Raw genomic sequence first — 21,618 nt, 5'->3', positions numbered from 1 at the left:
AGACAACCATGCGGATATTCACGGCTTCGCTCGCGACCGAAACCAATACCTTCTCCCCGATCCCCACGGGTATCGATTCGTTCAAGGCCCGTGGTTACTATCCCGCTGGCACACACCCCGATACGATGCTGCAATTCTCGGGGCCGCTGTGGGCCGCGCGTGAACGTGCCAAAGAGCAGGGTTGGACGGTGATAGAGGGGGCGGTGGCGGGCGCCGTCCCCGCAGGGCTCACAACACGCTACGCCTACGAGACGTTGCGCGACGAAATTTTGCAGGACCTCAAACGTGCCGGTGCGGTGGACGTAGTGGTGCTGGGCTTGCATGGCGCCATGGTGGCAGATGGTTATGACGACTGCGAAGGCGATTTGATTTCCCGCGTACGCCAAATAGTCGGACCCGATGTGGTCGTCGGCGCAGAGCTTGATCCGCATTGCCACATGACACCACTTATGTATGAGAACGCCGACATTCTGGTGTGCTTCAAGGAATATCCGCACACCGATATTCTCGAACGAGCCTATGACCTGGTGGATCTCTGCGCCGCCAAACAGCAGGGAAAATTCAAGCCGGTGCTGGGGGTGTACGACTGCGAGATGATTTCCATTATGCATACGAGTCGGGAACCCATGCGCAGTTTCGTGGATCGGTTGCTGCAGATGGAGCAGGAACCTGGCATCTTGTCTATCTCGATTGCGCACGGATTCCCTTGGGGAGACGTACCGGGCATGGGCAGCAAAGTGCTGGTCTATACCGACGGCGATACCGAACGCGCGCAACAACTCGCCGACCGCGTGGGCAAAGAGATCATCGGTTTTCGCGATGCTTTGCAAACGCCCTGCCCGACGACGACCGAAGCCTTGCAGATCGTTGCCGACAATCAACGTTATCCGGCGGTACTGGCGGATTCTGCCGACAACGCCGGTGGCGGCGCGGGCAGCGACTCCACGTTTGTGTTGGCGGATTTCTTGAAAAACAACATCCGTGATGCCGTGATCGGTCCGATCTGGGATCCTGGCGCCGTTGGTCTGTGTATGAATGCTGGCGAAAACGCCACGATCAAACTGCGTATCGGCGGCAAGGTGTCCGAGGCGTCTGGCCAACCCGTCGATGCGCTGTGTACGGTCAAGGCCCTGCGCCGAGACGCGTATATGACGGGATTGTCGAACACGCCGTCGTCGCTGGGCGATGTCGCCGTCGTCGAGACCGCGGGCATTACGCTGGTCTTGACCTCCGTGCGAAATCAGGCCATCGGACAAGATTTGTTCACGCAGTTCGGTATCGACCTACGCAAGCAAAAGTTCATTGTGGTGAAGTCTTCGCAGCACTTCTATGCCGATTTTTCAAAAGTGGCCGCTCAGGTGATTTACTTGAGTACCCCCGGATCGGTTTCCTCGGACATCAACGCGTTGCCCTATAAAAAACTGATGTATCCAAAATGGCCGCTGGCCACGCCGGCACATTAATGCATCGCAACTATACATAGACCGACACAGGGAAAAACCATGAAAATGACATCCATCTGCATGAAAACGCTAGTCACTGGCATGTTGACGGCAGGCTTATTGTTAGTCAGCGGGACGGCCTCGTCGGAAAGTACGATCCGCCTCGCGCCCACGGCAGATCTGAAGACATTGGATCCGCTGTTCAACACCGCCTATATCACGCGCAATCACGGTTATATGGTGTTTGACACCTTGTTCGCACAAGACAGCAAGGGACAAGCGCAGCCGCAGATGGTGGATAGCTGGAAAAAATCCGAAAATGGCAAGCAATGGTCTTTTACCCTGCGCGATAAGCTGGTTTTCAACGACGGTACCCCGGTGACCGCCGCGGATTGTGTCGCATCGATCGAACGTTGGGCCAAGAAGGACACGCTAGGGCGTCTCCTGATGAAGGCTGGTGCCTCATTGAAGGTCGTCGACGATAAAACATTCGAGCTCACGCTTGAAAAGCCGTTTGGTCTCGTCTTGGCCGCACTGTCCAAGCCCTCAGGTATGCCGCTTTTCATTATGCCGAAGCGGTTGGCCGATACCGACCCCAGCGTACCCGTCACGGAGATGGTCGGCTCCGGTCCATTTCTCTTTAAGAAGGACGAATGGGTACCCGGCAACAAGGTGGTGTACGTCAAAAATCCGAACTACACACCGCGCTCGGAGCCCGCTGATGGCCTGGCTGGCGGCAAGGTCGCCAAGGTCGATCGCGTTGAATGGATCTATATTCCCGACGCGAATACTGCTGCTGCCGCGCTACAAAACGGCGAAGTCGACATGATCGAGAGCGTCACGCCCGACTTTCTGCCGGTACTGGAGGGAAATTCCGATATCACGCTGATTCCCACAGCGGCCTCTCAGGGCATGATCGTTCCCAATCACCTGTTCCCGCCCTTCAATAATGAGCTGGCACGCCAAGCGATGTATCACGTCGTCAATCAAGCGGCATTCGTTTCGGCCGTGGGCTATACCGACAAGTACCGTACCGAATACTGCCCATCGATGTACACATGCAGCTCGCCCTACACAACCGATGTCGGCGCAGCGCAATACAAGACGCCGAATATTGAAAAAGCGAAAGAACTGCTGAAAGCGTCCGGATATCAAGGTGAGAAGGTCGTCATCCTGTATCCGACGGACAACGTGAATTCACCTGCCAGTCTGGTACTGGCCGAGGCATTGAAAAAGGCCGGATTCAACGTCGACCTGCAGGCCATGGACTGGGCCTCTGTCGCGGCACGCCGCCTCAAGAAGGATCCCCCGGCAGAGGGCGGGTGGAATATTTTCCTGACGCACGGGGGGTACTTCGACGCGAGCACGCCAGTCACGAACCCCTGGCTATCCGCGTCCTGCGGCAATGGGCTGCCGGGTTGGCCCTGCGATAAAAAGCTTGATGAATTGCGTGCGCAATGGATTGCCGAGGGTGATGAGGCAAAGAGCAAGGAACTTGCCGCGCAGATTCAGGCGCGTGCCTATGAGTCCGTGCCTTATGTCATCTGGGGAGAATTCAACCCGGTCATGGCAACACGGGGCCTGACCCATACCGATCTGCTGAAAACGGGTGTCCCCGTGATGTGGAACATCGAGAAGAACTAAACCGGCACGGGTCAGTGGGAACCCAGAACAAGGAGTCTTGAGTTGCTATACGTATTACGAAGACTGATCGCGACCATTCCTGTCATGGTTGTCGTCGCGGTGTTTGTTTTCCTGCTGACCCACATGTCTCCTGGTGATCCGGCGGCCGTATTGGCCGGAGACAATGCCACCGTGGAGGATGTCGAAAAAATCCGCGCCAGCATGGGGCTGGACAAACCCCTCGTCGAGCAATTCCTGATCTGGAGCGGAAATATTCTGACCGGTGACCTGGGGACGTCGACATCGACCAATTTGCCGGTGTCGAAGCTTATTTACCAACGCATGGGGCCCACACTATCCATCGCGCTGTTCACGATCTTGTTCGCGGTTCTGCTGGCGGTTCCGCTGGGTGTCGCAGCCGCCTGGAAAGCGGGTTCGCTCACTGACCGATTGATCATGCTGGCGTCTGTCATGGCATTCTCCATTCCCGTTTTCTTGATTGGATACGGGTTGGTCTACGTCCTGTCAATCAAAATGGGTTGGTTCCCCGTGCAAGGCTATAAGCCGCTGTCGTCGGGCGTCGCCCTTTATTTCAAGCATTTACTGCTTCCCTGTCTCTCGTTGGGACTGGTCTATATGGCGCTGCTGACGCGCATGACTCGCGCCACCATGCTGGAAGCGCTCGGCGAAGACTACATTCGCACCGCTAAAGCGAAAGGACTCGGGACTCGCCTGGTGATCTGGCATGCACTCAAAAACGCGGCAAACCCCATTGTCACAACCATCGGCGTCGGTATCGCCATGCTCATCGGCGGCGTGGTCGTGACCGAAACGGTATTCGCGATTCCCGGGCTGGGAAGATTGACGGTGGACGCCGTATTACGCCACGACTATCCAGTCATCCAGGGCGTGCTGCTGATTGCGTCGGCTGTCTATGTATTAATCAACCTTGTCGTCGACCTTAGCTACAGAATTTTTGATCCCAGGATGGGGCGCTGATCGCCATGCAAACACTCACACTAGGCGCCAAGATCACCAGAAAGAGAGTATGGACGCTGTTTCGCCTGCAGCCCGCCATGTATATCGGGATTGCCGTGCTGGCGATCCTGGCTGTAATCGCGGTGTTTGCACCGCTGTTGTCCAGCCTGAATCCGTTGGATATCAATCCCCTGGCACGGATGAAGCCGCCCTCGGCAGAGCATTTTTTTGGCACGGACGCTCTAGGACGCGATGTGTATACACGCGTGATCTATGGATCGCGCGTTTCACTGGTGGTCGGTGTTGCAGTGGCCGTGATCAGCGTGGTGCTGGGCGTGGTGATCGGCATGATGGCAGGCTATTTCTCTGCGCTGGATATGCTGATCATGCGCATCATGGACGGTCTGATGTCGATTCCGAATATCTTGCTGGCGATTGCGCTGATGGCGGTGTTCAGGGGCGGTCTGACCACCGTGATCATTGCCATCATCATTCCGGAAGTCCCGCGTGTGGTGCGCTTAGTGCGGGCGTTAGTCTTGTCGATCCGCAACCAACCGTACGTCGAGGCCGCCACGGCCGTCGGCACCCGCACGCACAAGATTCTGATAATGCATATCCTGCCGAATTTGTTTGCCCCGTTGATGGTTCAGGCCACGTTCATTGCTGCGTCCGCCATCATTACGGAGGCGGTGCTCAGCTTCTTGGGGGTAGGCATTCCACCGCAGATACCGAGCTGGGGAAACATCATGGCAGACGGACGCAATTTCCTCTCCATTGCATTTCACATCATTTTGTTCCCGGGATTGTTCTTGGCAATGACCGTGCTGGCCGTCAACATGCTCGGCGATGGCCTACGCGACATGCTGGACCCCAAGCTGGCGAAGAAGATCTGAGGCGCGCGATGAATACTCACAAAGACATACTGCGCGTCGAGAATCTAAGCGTGCATTTCGAGGGGCTGGATAGAACCGTCGTGGCCGTGAACGATCTTTCCTTTCACGTACGCAGCGGTGAGACACTGGGCATTGTCGGTGAGTCAGGTTGCGGGAAAAGCGTCACCTCACTGGCCATCATGCGTCTGCTCGCCACGTCTGCACGGGTGGTGTCGGGATCCATCAACTTTGAAGACAGAGATCTGCTGTCCTTAAGTGAAAAGCAGATGCGCGCGCTTCGCGGCAATCAATTGTCGATGATTTTCCAAGAGCCCATGACGTCCTTGAATCCGGTATTCACGGTAGGACGTCAGATTGCCGAGTCCATTGTGTTGCACCAGGGAAAGTCATACAAGCAGGCGCTGGTCGATGCCCAGGGGCTGCTGGAGCTTGTGCAGGTTTCAGATCCCGCCAAACGGCTGTCGAACTATCCCTACGAGTTGTCGGGAGGGATGCGTCAGCGCGTCATGATCGCGATTGCACTGGCATGCAAGCCTCGGTTGCTGATTGCCGATGAACCCACCACCGCATTGGATGTGACGATCCAAGCGCAGATTTTGCAGATCCTCAAGGATATTCAAGAGCAGATGGGGACGGCGACGGTATTGATTACGCACGATCTGGGGGTCGTCGCAGAGTCCTGTGATCGCGTCATGGTGATGTACGCCGGCTCAAAGGTCGAAGAGGGGCTGGTGTCAGACGTGCTGTATCGGGCGCAGCATCCGTATACGCGGGCGCTCATTCGTTCGTTGCCGGCTTTCGTCGATAATGGCTCACAACAGCCACGGCTTGCCGAATTGCCCGGTATTGTTCCGACGATCACGCCGCAATCATCGGGTTGCGCGTTTTCTTCGCGTTGCGAACATGCCATTGCGTCTTGTGCGTCCGTGCCCCCGGCGATCATTCAGGCCTCGGATGCGCACAAGTACTGGTGTCGCGTGGCGTCGTAGTGGCGCGAACGATAGAAATAGTGAGAAACGGATATGTCTCGGGAAAACATGCACGCCACGCACGGTAGTGATATCCAGATGGAGGTCGTCGGGCTAAGCAAGCGCTTCACGGTCAAGCATCACGGAAAAAACGCGGTGCTCAATGCGGTCAGCGACGTTTCTTTCACCGTGCGTAAAGGCGAGACGTTCAGCATTGTTGGCGAATCGGGCTGCGGCAAATCGACCTTGGGGCGTTGCCTGGCCAGACTGCTGGAACCATCGGAAGGACAAGTTATCTTTGAGGGCAAGGATGTAGGGCAGCTCAAGCGCACGGCGTTGCGAGAGCTTCGAAGAAGGATCCAGTTCATCTTTCAGGATCCTTATTCCTCGATGAACCCACGCATGCGCGTACGGTCTATTCTGGCCGAACCGTTGAATAATTTTTCCGTTCCTTCGTCAGCGATCACCGCTCGCCTGGACGACCTGCTGCGTCTGGTCAGCCTGAAACCCGACTCACTGGACAAGTACCCACATCAGTTCTCGGGTGGGCAGCGCCAACGACTGGTCATTGCACGCGCCTTGGCATTGGAGCCGGATTTCATTGTCTGTGACGAGCCCGTTTCGGCATTGGATGTCTCCGTTCAGGCACAGGTGATCAATCTGCTGGTCGATTTGCAGAAAGACTTGCAACTGACTTACCTCTTTATTTCTCACGATCTGAGTGTCGTGCGGCATTTGAGTCACAAAGTAGCGGTGATGTATCTCGGCCGAATGGTCGAGGTCGGAACACGCAGCGAGATTTTTCAAAACCCCCGCCACCCCTATACCAAGGCCTTGCTGGCAGCTGTGCCGCGTTTTTCGGAAGAGAGTCGTGCACTGCCTAAGTCTCTGCGGCTTTCAGGGGAGATTCCCAGCCCTTTATCGCCCCCCTCGGGGTGTGCCTTCCGTACCCGCTGCCCAAACGCGCAAGCGATTTGTGCGCGCGAGTTGCCCGAGGCAAGGCGCTTTAGCCCAGATCATGTGGTGGCCTGTCATTTTGCGTAGTAATCGGATTTTTCAGGAGTGGATGTATGAGCAGCCAAAATATTGAGTCCTACGACGTTATCTTGTCGGGCGGCCTGGTTATTGATGGTACGAACACCAAGCCGTACCTGGCGGATGTCGGCGTGCGAGGCGATCGTGTTGCCACGATCGGCGATCTATCCAAGGCAACCGCGACGCATCGTGAAAATATCTCGGGTCTGGCCGTATCGCCAGGATTTATCGATTCGCACACCCACGACGATAATCTGTTGCTGCGCAAACCCGCGATGGAACCCAAGATATCCCAAGGGGTCACGACGGTAATTACCGGGAATTGCGGCATCAGTCTCGCACCATTGCTGCATGAAAGCCCACCGCCGCCTCTCGACCTGTTGGATCTAGGGGGAAGTTACGCCTTTTCGACGTTCGCCGATTATCTACAGGCTCTGCAGCAATCTCCACCCGCGCTGAACTGCGCTTGCATGCTGGGGCATTCCACTTTACGAGCGGCCGTGATGCCCAATCTCGAGCGGAATGCGACGCCCGAGGAAATCGAAAAGATGCGAGACTTGGCGCGTGAGGGAATGGCCGCCGGGGCGATCGGCATTTCGACCGGGACGTTTTATCCGCCCGCTGCCCACGCGACAACCGAAGAAATTATTCAGGTTTGCCAGCCTCTGACGGAGCACAACGGCATCTACGCGACACATATGCGCGACGAAGGCGATGAGATTGTTGCCGCGCTGAACGAAACGTTCCGGATCGGCAAAGAGCTCGACGTCCCGATCGTGATATCTCATCATAAACTCATGGGAAAGCAGAATTTCGGACGTTCAGGCGAGACGCTCGCGATCATTTCCGAGGCGATGAAGACCCAGGAAATTTCGTTGGACGCTTACCCTTATATAGCCGGGTCCACCATACTAAAGAAAGACCGTGCGCTATTGTCGGCCAAGACGCTGCTCACCTGGTGCAAACCCTTTCCCGAATATACGGGCCGCGATCTGGACGATATCGCCAAAGAACGAGGCAAGGATCGCTGGGACGTTGTCGATGAATTGATGCCCGCCGGCGCGATCTACTTCATGATGGACGAGCATGATGTCCAACGCATCATGTCTTTTCCGGACACCATGATCGGTTCTGACGGTTTGCCTCACGACACACATCCCCACCCTCGCCTGTGGGGCACGTTTCCCCGTGTGTTGGGCCATTACAGCCGCGACCTGGGCCTGTTTCCCATCGAGACAGCCGTGTGGAAGATGACCGGCCTGACTGCGAGTCGGTTCGGCCTGGCAGACCGCGGCGTGATTCAGCAGGATGCCTTTGCCGACCTGGTTGTCTTCGATCCCGCCACCATCGCGGATACCGCGACGTTCGAGGCGCCCATGACGCATTCGCGGGGCATCCATCATGTGTATGTGAATGGCAAGAAAGTATGGGATGCCGACGCCCATTTCACCGGAGAGTACGCGGGTCGCGTGCTCAAGCGGTCCTGATCTGCGAACGCCAAGGAGCAAGATGTGAAATTGCACATTGCCGTGGCCCAGATGGGCCCCATCGCACGCAGTGATACGCGTCGTCAGGCCGTGGCACGCCTGTGTGACATGCTTGAAGATGCGGCGGGTAGAGGCGCTAAATGGGTCACCTTTCCTGAGCTGGCCTTAACGACCTTTTTTCCTCGTTGGACGATCGACGACACGCAAGAGCTGGAGAGCTTTTTTGAGACGGAAATGCCCGGGAAAGAGACGCAGCCCCTCTTTGACCGAGCGCGTAAATTGGGAGTTGGCTTTTACCTTGGGTACGCCGAGATCGCGGGCGACCGACGGTTTAACACCAGTATCCTGGTCGACAGCACGGGAAACATCATCGGGAAATATCGAAAGATTCATATTCCTGGCGACGCACAGTCCCAAGACGGGTATCCCATTCAGCATCTCGAAAAGCGGTATTTCGAGGTTGGCGATCTGGGTTTTCCGGTATTTGATGCGGGTGATACACGAATCGGGATGTGCATCTGCAACGACAGACGATGGCCGGAAACCTATCGCGTCATGGGTCTGCAGGCTGTCGATCTAATCATGCTGGGCTACAACACACCGACCGGTTACGGGCGATTGGGAGAGCCCAGACATTTGCCCCTGCATCACAATCATCTCTCTCTGCAGGCATCGGCGTACCAGAACACATGCTGGATCGCTGCCGCGGCCAAGGCGGGGGTTGAAGAAGGCATACACATGATCGGCGGCTCGTGCATCGTCGCGCCTACCGGCGAGATCGCGGTCCAGGCCCTGTCCGAGGACGACGAAGTGATCAACTATGTCTGCGATATGAGTCTGGCCGACGGCTATCGGGGTAATATTTTCCACTTTGAGCGGCACAGGCGTCCCGAACATTATCGGGCCATCGTGGATCGCGTGGGATCCAGCCGTTCGCCCTTTTAAAAATGGGAGAGGCATCTATGGCAGAAAAGGCGGACGCGCGAAGCCAGAAAAGTTTTTCAAAAGAGGCAATGGGCGGTCGCCTGAGAGCTATACGCAAAGAGAGAGGATTTACCCTCAAGCAGCTGTCGGCCGCCTCGGGGGTAGCGCTATCCACCTTGTCAAAGGCTGAACTGGGGCAGACTGCGCTGAGCTACGAGAAATTCGTCGCCATCTCGTTGGGCCTGAACGTGGATATGGCGGTGTTGCTGCAAGCCCGCGACAATCCGGTGCCCAATCGACTCAACGGTCAGGCACTGAAGGCTTGCAGCCTGGGGCAGGATGAATATCAAACCGATACCTATCGGCATCAGTTTTTATTCAGTGAAATTTCGGGCAAAGTCATGACCCCGATCATCGCAACCATCTTTTCCCGTGATCTTGCAGAGTTCACGGAATACATCAAGCATCCGGGGCAGGAATTTACCTACGTGGTCTCGGGAGCCGTTCGTATTGTTTTTGAAACGGGTAACGAGATCAGCCTGAAGCGCAATGAGTCTGCCTATTTTGATAGCTCGGTCGGTCATGTTTATCTGTCGACGAGCAAATCTCCAGCCCGTGTTTTGGCTGTTTGTACCGAGTTGACCGGGTAATATAAGTTGTCACGATCTACTGCCGTTTCCAGCTGAGTCCTGCTGCCAGCGCCAGTGCCGCGCCTATTGCCAATGAAGCCACGGTAAATCCGAGCCGCACATCATGAGCGGCTGCGCCGTCAGGTGCGATCGCGATGAAAAGACCACCAATTATCGCGATGCTTACCGCAGCGCTAATCTGCAAAGTGGCGGTGACCAAACCGGAAGCAAGCCCAGCCCAACGTGTGTCAACCTGGTCCACGTTCAAGCGAACCAGTGCAGGTAGTGCGATGCCTTGTCCAGCTCCAATCAGGAACAAAGGAAAGACGAGCCAAGACGATGCATCGATGCAGGCCAGAACTGCGACCATGACCAGGCCAAGCACTTCCAGGATCATGCCAAACGCTGCAGTGCGCGAACCCAAGCGCCGGACGATGGGTGGACCGCATAGCGGCCCCAGGAAAAAGCCAATACCGAGCGGCAGGATTGCCAAGCCGGCTGCCAACGCATCATTACCCAAACCGGCCTGTTCGTACACCGCAAACACAAAGAAAAACGCCGCAAGAGAATAGAAGAAGAATGCTGCCGTCAGACTGCGTTTCAGCCCGCGAGCTGCCAGAATCGAGGGCAAAATCAAGGGCGCTCTGTCAGCGAGCTCTTGTCTTTTTTCATACCACCAGAAGACACACAAAAAAGGCGCGCTCAAACTAAGTAGCGCGACGCACCACCACGGCCAGTGGTGCTCCCGTCCTTCTACGAGGGGTACCACCAAAGCCAGCAAGCCGGACGCTAGCAGCAACGCCCCTGGCACGTCCAGGCGAGCGGAACGCTCTGCCCGACTCTCACGAAGCAGCGCCAGCGCAGCGGGGATCGCGACGACAATAAGGGGGAGGTTGATCAAAAAAACGCTGCGCCAACTGAGCCCCCACGGACTGGCCGAAACCAGCACGCCCCCCAGCAGCTGACCTCCCACAGAAGCCAAACCGAACGTCGCTCCATACAGACTGAGTGCACGATTCTTCTCGCTTGCCGGAAAAAGGGCGTGTATCGATGCCAACGATTGCGGCGCCATGATGGCCGCCGATATCCCTTGCAGCAGTCGTCCGACAACGAGCACGCTCGGCGACGGTGCTAAACCGCACAACGCTGAAGCCACGCCAAAGCCAAACATACCGCCAACGAAAGCTCGCTTTCGCCCATAGAGATCACCAAGACGCCCTCCCAAAATCAACGTGACCGCATAGGCTGCGGCGTAGACCGAGATCACCAATTGCGAGACATCGGAAGATGCTCGCAGGTCGGTGCGGATGGCGGGTAGCGTCACATTGACGATGAAGAAGTCCAGGGGCGGCAACATTGTGCCGATCAACAAAACAGCGAGGGCCAACCAGCGGCGCGAATCAAGCGCCGCTGGCTCGGATGCATAAGTCAACGTATTCATGGGCGGTGAGCCTGTACTGGCCAATTAAAGTGCAACTGCCCGGACGCGCTGAGGAGCAATGGCGGTAAAGCGCGGCACGTCAGCCATTACATCGGAGGCTTCCGGCGATGCGAATGCAATTTCTAACGCGGCTTCATCTCGGAAGACGCATTCACAGATTGCGACGGTTCCTTTGTGTTCGGTCGTCGGAAAATAAGCCGCCACGCTGAGTAGACCGTACTGAGCCCAGGCCTTCATGGCCAATGGCAGATGGACGTCGACGTAATAGCTACGATTAAACGTATCTTGTGGCGTACCTTGGTAAGTCACGTAGACAACAACCGGAGCAGTTTGAGTATTCATAGGGCCTCCACAAGGCATCAGGCTACTTATTGAACGTTTGACAACCTATCAGCCTCGAACTGGGCCGACTCACCGACAGGCGAGATGGTGACGTCTATGAAATTATTTGTGAACTGCCATTCGCGTATATTTTTTGTGCATTTTTGAACGGTGATTCATGGCATGGACTGGAGCGATGTTCGAATTTTTCTGACGGTAGCCCGCGCAGGTTCGAGATGCGCGGATTTTCATCCAAGCCCAGCAGAGCAAGGCGCTGCGCCACATGCCGCAACAAGGCCGACGAGCGCGAACGGTTGGAGAGACTGCCACAAGGGTAAGAATACTCATGACATCTTGCAAATAGACAAACCCGACAGGATTGTCGGCACTGCCACCGGACCGCGATCAGATACCGTCTCGGCTTGTTCTTATTCAGCCTGCGGCGGCTCATATGGATATGAAAGATGAGTCGTTGATCTCTTCCCCGGCTTGTTTCATAGTCCTCCGCTTACCTTGTATGGAGAAATGCGTGGGACAGATTTCGCAAGGCTGGGGCGCGGGCCCCAGCGCCGACTACGAAACGCTGGAGCGGCGGTTCCGCGGTATTTTCAATGACATCCGTGCCGGCGCTATTGAACGGGAGCGCCATCGCGTCCTGCCACGCCAGGAAGTGCGCGCGCTGGCCCAGGTCGGCTTCACCGCCCTGCGCGTGCCCAAGGAATATGGCGGCAGCGGCATCACCCTGCCCGAACTGTTCAACCTGCTGATCGAACTGGGCTCGGCCGACTCCAACGTCGAACAGTCGCTGCGTGCTCACCTCGGTTTCGTCGAGACCGTGCTCAACACCGACAACCTGTCCTGGCGCGAGGCCTGGCTGCGCCGCATCGCGGCGGGCGAACTCGTCGGCCCCGGGCGCGGCGAGACCGACAACCGGCAAGGCACGCTCGGCACCCGTCTGTTTCAGCGCGACGGCAAGTGGTTCGTGAGCGGATCCAAGTTCTATTCCACCGGTCTGATGTACGCCGATTGGGCCGATGTGGGCGTCACGAGTGAAGACGGCAAGCCCTACGCTGTGACGCTGCGCACCGACAGCTCGGGCGTCGAACTGGTGGACGACTGGAACGGCTTCGGCCAGCGCCTGACCTCCAGCGGCACCACGCACTACCGCGACGTCGAGGTTGACCCGTCCAACATCCGGCCCGACGAAGATCGTGTGCCCTACTACCAGGCCTTCTATCAATCGCTGCACCTGGCCAACATCGCCGGCATCGGCCGTGCCGTGGCCGACGAAACCGCCGCCGCGGTGCGGGACCGCAAACGCAGCTTCAGTTCGGGCAATGCACCACTGGTGCGGCACGACCCGCAGATCCTGGAAATTGTCGGGCGGCTGCGTGCCGCCGCCTATGGCGCGGGCGCCATCGTGCTGCAGAATGCCCAGGCCCTGGAACGCGTATGGCAGGCTTCGCGCAGCGGCGATGCCGAGCGCACCGAGCAGGCACGCGCGATCGCCGACCTGGAAATCGCCCAGTCCCAAAGCCTGGTGATCGAGCTGATCCTGGATTCATCGACCCGGCTGTTCGACGCCCTGGGCGCCACGTCGACCTTACCGCATCTAGGCCTGGATCGCTTCTGGCGCAATGTACGCACCCTGGCCACGCACAACCCTCGGATCTACAAGGACCGCATCGCCGGCGATTTCGCCGTCAACGACACGCCTGCGCCCAATCAGTGGAAGATCGGCGTCGCCGAGCCGCAAACCGCGGCCCAGGCACAAGCCGCCTAAGACGTGCCCGCGCCAAACGGCATGGGGCACTCACAGGCATGGGCGGTGCCCCCTTTCGCATCAGGCGACCTGACGCCACGCGCCCGGCACGGCATCGAGCAAGGTTCGGGTATACGAATGCCGAGGATGCGTCAGCACCTGTCCCGCCTCGCCCTGCTCGACCACCCTGCCCTGTTGCAGCACCAATACCCGGTCGGCCACGTGCCGCACCAAGCCGATGTCGTGCGAGATGAACAGCAGCGCTGTGCCCATGCGCGCCTGCAATTCGCCGATCAGATCGATGACCTGGGCCTGGATACTGACGTCCAGGGCGGACACTGGCTCGTCGCACACGATCAGCGCGGGTTCGGCGGCCAGGGCGCGGGCAATGGCGACGCGCTGGCGCTGGCCGCCCGATAAGGTGGCGGGCAAGCGATCGATCAGACGCTCGTCCAGGCCCACTTGCGCCAACAAGCCACGGACGCGCCGGTCCAACTCGGCCCAGCCCAGCACCCTGGGCAAGTTCTCGAGAATAATGTCGCGCACCGTATAGCGCGGGTCGAAGCTGCTCAGGGGGTCTTGCGGAATGTACTGCAGCTTGGGACGCAACGCCCGGCGGCAGCGCTCGGGGATGCCGGACCAGGGTTTGCCCAGCAGGGATACGCCGCCCGCATCGGGTTCGAGCAAACCAAGAACAATCTTGGCGCACGTGGACTTGCCCGACCCCGATTCACCCACCAGGCCCAGCACCTCGCCCGCGCGAATCTCGAACGACACCTCGTCGAGCGCCTGGAACTCGCCGCCGCCGCGCTGCTGCCAGTAGCGCTTGCCCAGGCCTTCGGCCCGCAGAATTACCTCGCCGCCCAGCGCCGCGCGGGGCGGCAAGGGTTCGCGCAGAATGCGCGCCACGGTCTGGTCATCCGCCGCGCCGGTCTCGATGCGTGCCGATGCCAGCCGGTATCCGCGCGACTCGGCCGACGGCACCGCCGCGATCAGCGCACGGGTGTAGTCGTGCCGAGGGTGGGACAACACTTCACGCGTCGACCCGTCGTCTACCACCCTCCCGCCGCGCATGACCAGCACGCAGTCGGCGATGTCCGACACCACCGACAGATCGTGGCTAATCAGCAATAACCCCACGCCGTCCTCGCGCACGCGCCGCATCAAGACCTCGATCACCTGCTTTTGCACCGTAGCGTCCAGCGCCGTGGTGGGTTCGTCGGCAATGATGAGCCTGGGATGAGCCGCGATAGCGGCCGCGATGAGAGCGCGCTGGCGCAAGCCGCCGGAAAGCTGGTGCGCGTACTGCCGGCTGCGCGCCTGGGGGTCGGGGATGCCAGCTTGCGCCAGGGCGTCTAGCACCCGGCCGCGCACTGCCCGTTCGCCACGCAGCAAGCCATGTACGGCAACGGTCTCGCCCACCTCTTGTCCAATCTGGCGCAAGGGGTCGAGCGACACCAGCGCGTCCTGCATCACCAGGCCCGCGAACCGGCCGCGCACGTCACGCCATTCCTGCAGCGTGAAACGCAAGGCATTGCGCCCGCCGATCTCGTAACGCCGGGCCGACATCCGCGCGCCCTTGCCGGCTAGATTCAGGATGCTGCGTGCCGTGAGACTCTTGCCCGAGCCCGACTCGCCCACCAGGGCTACGCACTCACCCGCCCGGATGCACAGATCGATACCGTCAACCAAATCTTTGTTGTCGTTCTTGCCCGGAAAACCGATACGCAGGTTCTCGATATCGACCAGAACTTCGCCCCGCCGGCCATATGTGCCGTCTTTCATGCAGCCTCCCTGCGTTCGAACCTGAGTTGCAGATCGCGTCCCAGCACGATAAAGGAAATGACTGTCAGGGTAATGGCCAGCCCCGGAAAAACGCTAGGCCACCAAGCGGTGCGCAGCACGTCGCGCCCTTCGGCCAGCATTACCCCCCATTCGGGCGTGGGCGGCTGCGGCCCCAGGCCCAGAAAGCTCAAGCCAGACACCGCCAGAATGGTCGTACCCACATAAACGGTAGCGACCACCGGCACCGCCACCAGCACATTGGGCAGCAGATGCGTGCAGAACACCGCCAACCGGCTGCGCCCATAGATGTAGGCATGAGTGACGTAATCCGCCTCGCGCACCAGTTGGGTCTGCGCGCGCACCAACCGGGCGAACTTGGGAATGCCCGCGATGCCCACGGCGATGGCGATGTTGCGCGCCTCGTTGCCCATGAAGGTCACTACCATCATGGCTAGCAAGACGCCCGGATAGGAAGAAATGACGTCGAACACGCGGCACAGGCCTTCGTCGGCCCAGCGGTTGCGCTGACCGGCAAGGATACCCAGCAGCACGCCGAACAATACCGAGATGACGGTGCCGGCCAGCCCAATGGACAGCGAAAAATGCGCGCCGTGGATGGTGCGCGCCAACACGTCGCGTCCGATGCGGTCGGTGCCGAAAGGATGCGTCCAACTGGGCGGCTGCAATATCGCCAGAAAATCCGCTTCCAGCGGATCGTAGGGCGTCAACCATTGCGGCGCCGCCACGCACAGCACCAGCAAGGCCGCGAAAGCCAGCGACAAAATGGAAGACAGGCGCGGCAGCCTGGCGGCGACCGCCCGTCCGTGGCCACCAGCAGCGGTCAAAACCGTGGTCGTCATTGCGTTCTGAGCCTCGGATCGATAAATAGATAGAGAATGTCCAGCGCGGTGGAAGCCACCACGTGAACGAAGGCTGCCAGCAGCACCACGGCCAGCACGATGGGCACGTCATGGGTCAGCACGGCGTTGAGCGTGACCGTGCCCAGACCCGGACGGCCGAAGACCTTTTCAGTCAGGACAGCGCCGCCCAGCAGGCCGCCGATAAGCCAACCGCCCAAGGTCATGGCCGGCGCAACGGCGTGGCGCAACACATGGCGCAGACGGATGCCCCCCTCGCTCAAGCCCCGCGCCCGAAGCGTCACGACGAAAGGCTGCTCCAGCGCCTTATCCAACGCCTCACGCAAGACCTGGCTGAGCAGGCCCGCCGTGGGCAAGGCCAGTGTGATGGCGGGCAGCACCAGCGAGCGCCAGCCGTCGCCCCCTGAGACCGGGAACCAGTTCAAGCCGAAGGAAAGCGCCATCAGCAACAGCAGGCCCAGCCAGAACACGGGCACCGACACGCTGAAGCGCTCAAGCAACTCGGCGCATCCGCGGCCCAACCGGCCCGCGCCGCTGGTGCCAAGCGCCACGGCCAGCGCCAGAACAAAGGCCAGCACCCCCGCCGTGCCCGCCAACAGCACTGTGGGCGCAAGCTGCGAGAACAGCACCTCGGAGACAGGCTGGCGCAGGGTATACGATGTGCCCAAATTGCCGGAAAAAATATTCGACACGAAATTCCAGTACTGCCACGCCAGGCTGCGATCCAGCCCCCACTCGGCCGCGATAGCCTCGCTCAAGCCAGGGTAGTCCAGATCGCCCGCCAGGATGTCCTGCACCTCGCCGGGCAACGCGTGCAGCGCCAGAAAGGCCACGGTGGCGCTGCCCCAGGCGACCAGCAAGCCGCTGACCAGTTTTAACAGCACGCTGCGTGCAAGCGCCGCTTTCATTGAACGCCCCTCCTGTCGCTGCGCCACTTCCTCTCGAGGAAGAATTCACGTTTGGGACGACCCAGTGCGCTCATGGTTTCGCCAGCCATACATCGTAGAAGTTGGACGGTGAATCGAGCTGGGTTTCGAACGACAAGCCCTTGACGATCTCCTTGGCTCCCAACTGGTAATTGGCGGCGAACAGCGGCACGATGAATGCTTGGTCCACCGCGCGCGTTTGCGCCGCGAACACCAGCTTCTTCTTTTCTTCGGGATCGGTGGCCGCCAGCGCGCCGTTGATCAAATCGAAGAGTTTCCGGTCACCCTTGTCGGCCCGCGCGCGGATGAAACCGCTCTCGCCGATATTGCCTTGCAGCTCCTGAGCCGCGTCGGCGGGCAGATATGTGTTGGGATAAATCGTCCAGCTGCCGTCCTTGAGCTGCTGCGCCCACTCCCCGCCCGTGATGATGCGCAGTTTCAGATCGAAGCCGAGGTTCTTGCGCAACTGCGCCTGCAAGCCCTGGATCAGGATGTCCCGATTGTCGCGCACATAGGGTTGCGGATAGCCTACCTCGATCGACAGGCGCTTACCGTCCTTGACGCGATAGCCTTGGGCATCGCGCTGCGTCCAACCGGCATCGTCCAGAAGCTTGTTGGCGCCGGCCACGTCATTACCCCAGGCGTTTTCCAGCGACTTGTCGAAGTAGTAGTTATCGAGACCGATATTGGACCAGGCCCGGCGGTACGTCCCCTGGTAGACACTTTGCACCAGTGCGCCGATATCAGCTCCATCGCGCAGCGCGCGACGAACCCTCACATCGTCGGCGGGCGGATGCGTGTAATTGATGTTCAACGTGAACGAGGTCGAGGCGCCCGACGGGCCCACCAGGAATTGAAAATCCGGCTGATCCTTGAACAAGGCCACGTCGGCCGGCTGCACGCCTTCGATCACGTCGACCTGGCCCGACTTCAAGGCGCCCGCGCGCACTGCGTATTCGGGCAAGAAGCGCACTGCCACCTTATCGAGATAAGCAGGCCCCTGATGCGCAGCATAGCCCGGCCCCCATGCATAGTCGGGGTTCTTGGCGAAGGTCACCGATTCACCGCGCGTGTAATTCTGGAACACGAAAGGGCCGGTGGCCGCCAACGCAGGACCACCCGCGCACAAGCTGGCGCCCGAGTCGAGCGATTTGGGCGAAAGAATGCCCAGGCGGATGCTGGAAATCGATTCGAGCAAGCTCGAATCGGGCCGGTTCAGCACGATCTCGACCTCATGAGAGCCGAGCGTGCGCACATCGCTCACGGCCTTGAGCAAATCTCCCGCGCCCGCGGTGTTCTTGACGTCGCGCACGTAATCGAAGTTGGCCTTGACCGCCTCGGCATCGAAGCGAGCACCGTCATGAAATCGCACGTCCTCGCGAAGCTTGAACACATAGGTCTTGCCGTCCGACGAGATGGTCCACGACGACGCCAGCCAGGGCAGGAACTTGCCGCCCTCAGCCTTGGCCACCAGCGAATCGACATAGTTGCGTATCAGGATGTAGGCGTTTTGCTGCGAAGAGCGATGCGGGTCGAAGCAAACCGGCTCCGTCGTCACGCCGAAGACGATCTCGCCGCCTTGCACCGGCGTTTCCGCCTGGGCCGAAGAGACTGCTGAGAAAGCGGCGGCTAAGACGGCAAGCGCCGCCGTCAAGACTGGCCGGCAGCGCATCGTGCGTGAACTCATCATGCAAACTCCAAGCGATTCTTAAAAAGAAAACCGCCATCCTATCGGAGTCGAGACAGCAATTGTTATGGTCTTTTGGCATAAACATTCGCGTCGGCGAGACATAAACAAATACCCGCATGAAGACATAATCATTTGATCGTTTGATGGCTTGGCGTTTTGGTGAAAACTGTCTGATTCCATACGCTGGCTATCATCGGAAGACGCTCATGCCATCCCATGCTCCCGCTTCCCGCGAGCTGCATCTGAACATCAACATGCTGCATTCGGGTTTCGTTCCCTCGGCCTGGCGCCTGCCCGAAGCACAGACTGATGCCTTGTTCGACGTTGCCCATTATGTTCGGCTGGCCCAGGTCGCGGAACGGGGCGCGTTCGACGCGGTCTTCCTGGCCGACACGGCGGCCATCAGCGACCAGGTGCAATACCGCTCCATAAATGCGCTGGAACCGACGCTGCTGCTGGCGACCCTGGCCGCGCATACGCGCCGCATCGGCCTGATCGCCACGGTATCCACCAGCTACAACGAGCCCTACAATATCGCCCGCCGCTTCGCCACGCTGGATCACATCAGCGCAGGCCGCGCCGGCTGGAACATCGTGACCACGGCCGACCCCGCGTCGGCGCGCAACTTCGGCCGCGATGTCGCCATCGACCATCAAGAGCGCTACGCGCGCGCCGCCGAATTCGCCGATGTCGTCAAGGCGTTATGGCACAGTTGGCAGCCGGGCGCCTTCCTGGGCGACAAAAACTCGGGGTATTTCGCCGACCCGGATCGCATTCAGCCGATCGCTCACCAAGGCAAGTTCTTTTCGGTGCACGGCCCGCTGACGCTGCCGCCCTCGCGCCAAGGCCATCCGGTGCTGGTGCAAGCCGGCGGCTCGGGCGATGGCCGGGAGTTGGCCGCCCGGCATGCCGAAGCAGTATTTTCGGCATCGGAATCGATCGACGAGTCGCGCGCCTACCGGCGCGACCTGCACGAGCGCGCCGCGAAATACGGGCGCGGCCCCAACGCGGTCAGCGTCCTGGCCGGGCTGACGACCATCATCGGCGCGACCGAGGAAGCAGCGTATAGACGCCGCGACGAACTGATGGACCTGATTCCCCTTGAATACAGCGTCAAGCGTCTGGCGGGCACGCTCGGCGTGCCGCTCGAGTCGATCAAGCTCGACGAGCCTATCGCGCAAAACCTGGCGCTGCCCAAGAACGGCACGCATACCTTCTTCAACACCACGCTGGCGGCGGCCAAACGCACCGGCGCCACCGCGCGCGAGCTGATACGCGAATTCGCCGGCGGCGGCGGCCATCGCGTCATCGTGGGCACGCCGGAGCAGATCGCCGACGATATCGAGCATTGGTTCCGTACCGAGGCCGCCGACGGCTTCAATTTGATGCCCGACACGCTGCCGGGTGGACTGGAGGATTTCGTCGACGGCGTGGTGCCCATCCTGCGCCAGCGCGGCATTTTCCGCAACGAGTACCGAGGCGATACGCTACGCTCGCATCTGGGCCTGGGAGCCCCCTGAATCAGGGCTCTACATCATTAACCGCAATGGGATGGACGCCCCCACCCGTAACGGCATCAATTGTGCCAAAGTGGAGGTGTTGTTTCGACCACTTGAACCGTTGGGAACGTCCACCATGAAGGCTACAACTATCGATATTGATTTAGCAAAGAGCGTGTTTCAGGTTAACGGCGTCGATGCCGATGGCAAGAATGTACTCAAGAAGCAGCTCAAGCGTGATCAAGTCGCAAACTTCTTTATCAATATGGAACCATGCCTGATAGGGATGGAAGCCTGCGGCAGTGCCCACCACTGGGGACGTAAAGTTACAGGCAATGGGTCACACAGTGCGGCTGATGGCACCCCAGTTGGTCAAGCCATATGTCAAGAGCAACAAGAACGACGTCGCTGATGCTCAAGCTATCTGCGAAGCTGTCGGTCGACCCTCCATGCGGTTTGTCCCCATCAAGACGGTAGATCAACAGGCCCCAAGGCCTTGGTCATATCAGGCAGCGGGTACCCGCTTTGATTGAGGATGCAGCCAGCGAACTGCCGGGAGTATTTCGACATCTCATTGATCGGCTGTTAGAGCACCTGAAGCTATTGGATCGACAGGTCGATGAGATCGAGGCTCAAATCAACGCCTGGCATCGCGGCAACGAACTCAGTCAGCGGTTGGAGCAGATTCCGGGCATTGGACCGATGACAGCCACAGCGATGGTGGCTACCGTCGGAGATGCTAGGCACTTCAAGAATGGCAGGGAGCTTGCTGCATGGTTGGGGCTGGTGCCTCGGCAACACTCCACTGGCGGCAAGCCTACACTGCTGGGCATCAGCAAGCGAGGCGATGTCTATTTGCGGACCTTGTTGATCCACGGAGCGCGCTCACTTGCGTATCGCATCGGGAGGAAGGTCAATTCTGGTAGTTGGCTCTACAGACTCATTCACAGTCGAAACCAGAACGTGGCTGTGGTGGCACAGGCGAATAAGACGGCCAGAATTGTCTGGGCGGTACTGTTTCACGACCGTGAGTTCCGGCCTGACTACGTGCAGTCCTTGAATAGCGCGTAGTTGGATCAGTCAGATTCTTCAGCTTTAACCATAGAGGTACACCCCACTGATTGCACAGGCAATCACGACATTGATGGCAAGACAGGTTAGACCGTGGTCGATTAAACCCGCATCAGACTCAGCACTTCGAGTGCGTAACCGCGATGAGGCATCGACCAGCAGATTCCATCAGGGACATAGGCGAAAAGCCTAAATTTGAGTCCGAATGTACGGCTGCAATCCCTTCCTTCAACCGTCATGAAGTGAGCGCTTGGCAAAACGGGGGC

At 59.1% G+C, this 21,618-nt stretch carries 17 protein-coding genes and 1 pseudogene; 12 read left to right on the top strand and 6 right to left on the bottom strand.

Annotated features, from left to right (window positions below; translation table 11 throughout):
- Nucleotides 1-8: 8 nt before the first annotated feature.
- From ACYVDM_RS19370 to ACYVDM_RS19330, 9 genes are read left to right on the top strand one after another with little or no spacing between them, the layout of a single operon-like run.
- Nucleotides 9-1,463: a M81 family metallopeptidase gene (locus ACYVDM_RS19370; RefSeq protein ID WP_415787875.1), complete on the top strand. Its 1,455-nt coding sequence runs from the start codon at nt 9-11 to the stop codon at nt 1,461-1,463.
- Between the two features lie 39 nt (nt 1,464-1,502).
- Nucleotides 1,503-3,086 (top strand): ABC transporter substrate-binding protein, encoded by a 1,584-nt coding sequence (locus tag ACYVDM_RS19365; RefSeq protein ID WP_415787873.1) that lies wholly within the window; start codon nt 1,503-1,505, stop codon nt 3,084-3,086.
- A 42-nt stretch (nt 3,087-3,128) separates the two neighbouring features.
- Nucleotides 3,129-4,064 carry an ABC transporter permease gene (locus tag ACYVDM_RS19360; protein WP_415787871.1) on the top strand — a complete coding sequence of 312 codons (936 nt, stop codon included), beginning with the start codon at nt 3,129-3,131 and terminating at the stop codon, nt 4,062-4,064.
- Between the two features lie 5 nt (nt 4,065-4,069).
- Nucleotides 4,070-4,936, top strand: coding sequence for an ABC transporter permease (locus ACYVDM_RS19355; protein WP_415787869.1), 867 nt, complete (start codon nt 4,070-4,072; stop codon nt 4,934-4,936).
- Nucleotides 4,937-4,944: 8 nt separating this feature from the next.
- Nucleotides 4,945-5,925: an ABC transporter ATP-binding protein gene (locus ACYVDM_RS19350; RefSeq protein WP_415787867.1), complete on the top strand. Its 981-nt coding sequence runs from the start codon at nt 4,945-4,947 to the stop codon at nt 5,923-5,925.
- Between the two features lie 33 nt (nt 5,926-5,958).
- The gene (locus ACYVDM_RS19345; RefSeq protein WP_415787865.1) at nt 5,959-6,948 is read left to right on the top strand and encodes an ABC transporter ATP-binding protein; all 990 of its coding nucleotides are present in this window, start codon (nt 5,959-5,961) and stop codon (nt 6,946-6,948) included.
- Between the two features lie 26 nt (nt 6,949-6,974).
- The gene (locus ACYVDM_RS19340; RefSeq protein ID WP_415787863.1) at nt 6,975-8,426 is read left to right on the top strand and encodes an N-acyl-D-amino-acid deacylase family protein; all 1,452 of its coding nucleotides are present in this window, start codon (nt 6,975-6,977) and stop codon (nt 8,424-8,426) included.
- Between the two features lie 24 nt (nt 8,427-8,450).
- Entirely contained in the window at nt 8,451-9,371 is a 921-nt protein-coding gene (locus ACYVDM_RS19335; RefSeq protein WP_415787861.1) for an N-carbamoyl-D-amino-acid hydrolase, read from the top strand.
- Between the two features lie 17 nt (nt 9,372-9,388).
- Nucleotides 9,389-10,000, top strand: coding sequence for a helix-turn-helix domain-containing protein (locus tag ACYVDM_RS19330; RefSeq protein WP_415787859.1), 612 nt, complete (start codon nt 9,389-9,391; stop codon nt 9,998-10,000).
- Between the two features lie 16 nt (nt 10,001-10,016).
- On the opposite strand, the gene ACYVDM_RS19325 is transcribed toward ACYVDM_RS19330, so the two are convergent.
- Complete coding sequence (locus tag ACYVDM_RS19325) at nt 10,017-11,420, bottom strand: MFS transporter (protein WP_415787857.1); 1,404 nt, start codon at nt 11,418-11,420, stop codon at nt 10,017-10,019.
- A 24-nt stretch (nt 11,421-11,444) separates the two neighbouring features.
- Nucleotides 11,445-11,762 carry an EthD family reductase gene (locus ACYVDM_RS19320; protein ID WP_415787855.1) on the bottom strand — a complete coding sequence of 106 codons (318 nt, stop codon included), beginning with the start codon at nt 11,760-11,762 and terminating at the stop codon, nt 11,445-11,447.
- A gap of 508 nt (nt 11,763-12,270) precedes the next feature.
- Between ACYVDM_RS19320 and ACYVDM_RS19315 the strand changes: the two genes are divergently transcribed.
- Entirely contained in the window at nt 12,271-13,524 is a 1,254-nt protein-coding gene (locus tag ACYVDM_RS19315) for an acyl-CoA dehydrogenase family protein (protein WP_415787853.1), read from the top strand.
- 60 nt (nt 13,525-13,584) lie between these two features.
- On the opposite strand, the gene ACYVDM_RS19310 is transcribed toward ACYVDM_RS19315, so the two are convergent.
- The 4 genes from ACYVDM_RS19310 to ACYVDM_RS19295 all read right to left on the bottom strand — a co-directional run bounded on the left by ACYVDM_RS19310 (nt 13,585) and on the right by ACYVDM_RS19295 (nt 18,782).
- The gene (locus ACYVDM_RS19310) at nt 13,585-15,288 is read right to left on the bottom strand and encodes an ATP-binding cassette domain-containing protein (protein WP_415787851.1); all 1,704 of its coding nucleotides are present in this window, start codon (nt 15,286-15,288) and stop codon (nt 13,585-13,587) included.
- Complete coding sequence (locus ACYVDM_RS19305) at nt 15,285-16,148, bottom strand: ABC transporter permease (RefSeq protein WP_415787849.1); 864 nt, start codon at nt 16,146-16,148, stop codon at nt 15,285-15,287. The genes ACYVDM_RS19310 and ACYVDM_RS19305 overlap by 4 nt, the downstream gene beginning before the upstream one ends.
- Nucleotides 16,145-17,074, bottom strand: coding sequence for an ABC transporter permease (locus ACYVDM_RS19300; RefSeq protein WP_415787847.1), 930 nt, complete (start codon nt 17,072-17,074; stop codon nt 16,145-16,147). The genes ACYVDM_RS19305 and ACYVDM_RS19300 overlap by 4 nt, the downstream gene beginning before the upstream one ends.
- A 70-nt stretch (nt 17,075-17,144) precedes the next feature.
- A complete protein-coding gene (locus tag ACYVDM_RS19295) occupies nt 17,145-18,782 on the bottom strand; it encodes an ABC transporter substrate-binding protein (protein ID WP_415787845.1) in 1,638 nt (545 codons plus the stop codon).
- A gap of 206 nt (nt 18,783-18,988) precedes the next feature.
- Between ACYVDM_RS19295 and ACYVDM_RS19290 the strand changes: the two genes are divergently transcribed.
- Both ACYVDM_RS19290 and ACYVDM_RS19285 read left to right on the top strand, forming a co-directional pair.
- On the top strand, nt 18,989-20,302 hold the full coding sequence (locus ACYVDM_RS19290) for an LLM class flavin-dependent oxidoreductase (RefSeq protein ID WP_415787843.1): 1,314 nt from the start codon (nt 18,989-18,991) through the stop codon (nt 20,300-20,302).
- A 115-nt stretch (nt 20,303-20,417) separates the two neighbouring features.
- Nucleotides 20,418-21,352: pseudogene (locus tag ACYVDM_RS19285) on the top strand (IS110 family RNA-guided transposase).
- Nucleotides 21,353-21,618 lie beyond the last annotated feature (266 nt).

It is taken from the genome of Bordetella tumulicola, from assembly GCF_054779135.1.
This window is presented reverse-complemented; position numbering and strand designations above follow the sequence as displayed.

What these genes read in the sequence shown, in the direction of transcription:
- ACYVDM_RS19350 (WP_415787867.1), top strand. Translation starts at nt 4,945, where the DNA reads ATGAATACTCACAAAGACATACTGCGCGTCGAGAATCTAAGCGTGCAT.
- ACYVDM_RS19355 (WP_415787869.1), top strand. Translation starts at nt 4,070, where the DNA reads ATGCAAACACTCACACTAGGCGCCAAGATCACCAGAAAGAGAGTATGG.
- ACYVDM_RS19295 (WP_415787845.1), bottom strand. Translation starts at nt 18,782, where the DNA reads ATGATGAGTTCACGCACGATGCGCTGCCGGCCAGTCTTGACGGCGGCG.
- ACYVDM_RS19325 (WP_415787857.1), bottom strand. Translation starts at nt 11,420, where the DNA reads ATGAATACGTTGACTTATGCATCCGAGCCAGCGGCGCTTGATTCGCGC.
- ACYVDM_RS19330 (WP_415787859.1), top strand. Translation starts at nt 9,389, where the DNA reads ATGGCAGAAAAGGCGGACGCGCGAAGCCAGAAAAGTTTTTCAAAAGAG.
- ACYVDM_RS19340 (WP_415787863.1), top strand. Translation starts at nt 6,975, where the DNA reads ATGAGCAGCCAAAATATTGAGTCCTACGACGTTATCTTGTCGGGCGGC.
- ACYVDM_RS19300 (WP_415787847.1), bottom strand. Translation starts at nt 17,074, where the DNA reads ATGAAAGCGGCGCTTGCACGCAGCGTGCTGTTAAAACTGGTCAGCGGC.
- ACYVDM_RS19290 (WP_415787843.1), top strand. Translation starts at nt 18,989, where the DNA reads ATGCCATCCCATGCTCCCGCTTCCCGCGAGCTGCATCTGAACATCAAC.
- ACYVDM_RS19320 (WP_415787855.1), bottom strand. Translation starts at nt 11,762, where the DNA reads ATGAATACTCAAACTGCTCCGGTTGTTGTCTACGTGACTTACCAAGGT.
- ACYVDM_RS19345 (WP_415787865.1), top strand. Translation starts at nt 5,959, where the DNA reads ATGTCTCGGGAAAACATGCACGCCACGCACGGTAGTGATATCCAGATG.
- ACYVDM_RS19365 (WP_415787873.1), top strand. Translation starts at nt 1,503, where the DNA reads ATGAAAATGACATCCATCTGCATGAAAACGCTAGTCACTGGCATGTTG.
- ACYVDM_RS19310 (WP_415787851.1), bottom strand. Translation starts at nt 15,288, where the DNA reads ATGAAAGACGGCACATATGGCCGGCGGGGCGAAGTTCTGGTCGATATC.
- ACYVDM_RS19370 (WP_415787875.1), top strand. Translation starts at nt 9, where the DNA reads ATGCGGATATTCACGGCTTCGCTCGCGACCGAAACCAATACCTTCTCC.
- ACYVDM_RS19305 (WP_415787849.1), bottom strand. Translation starts at nt 16,148, where the DNA reads ATGACGACCACGGTTTTGACCGCTGCTGGTGGCCACGGACGGGCGGTC.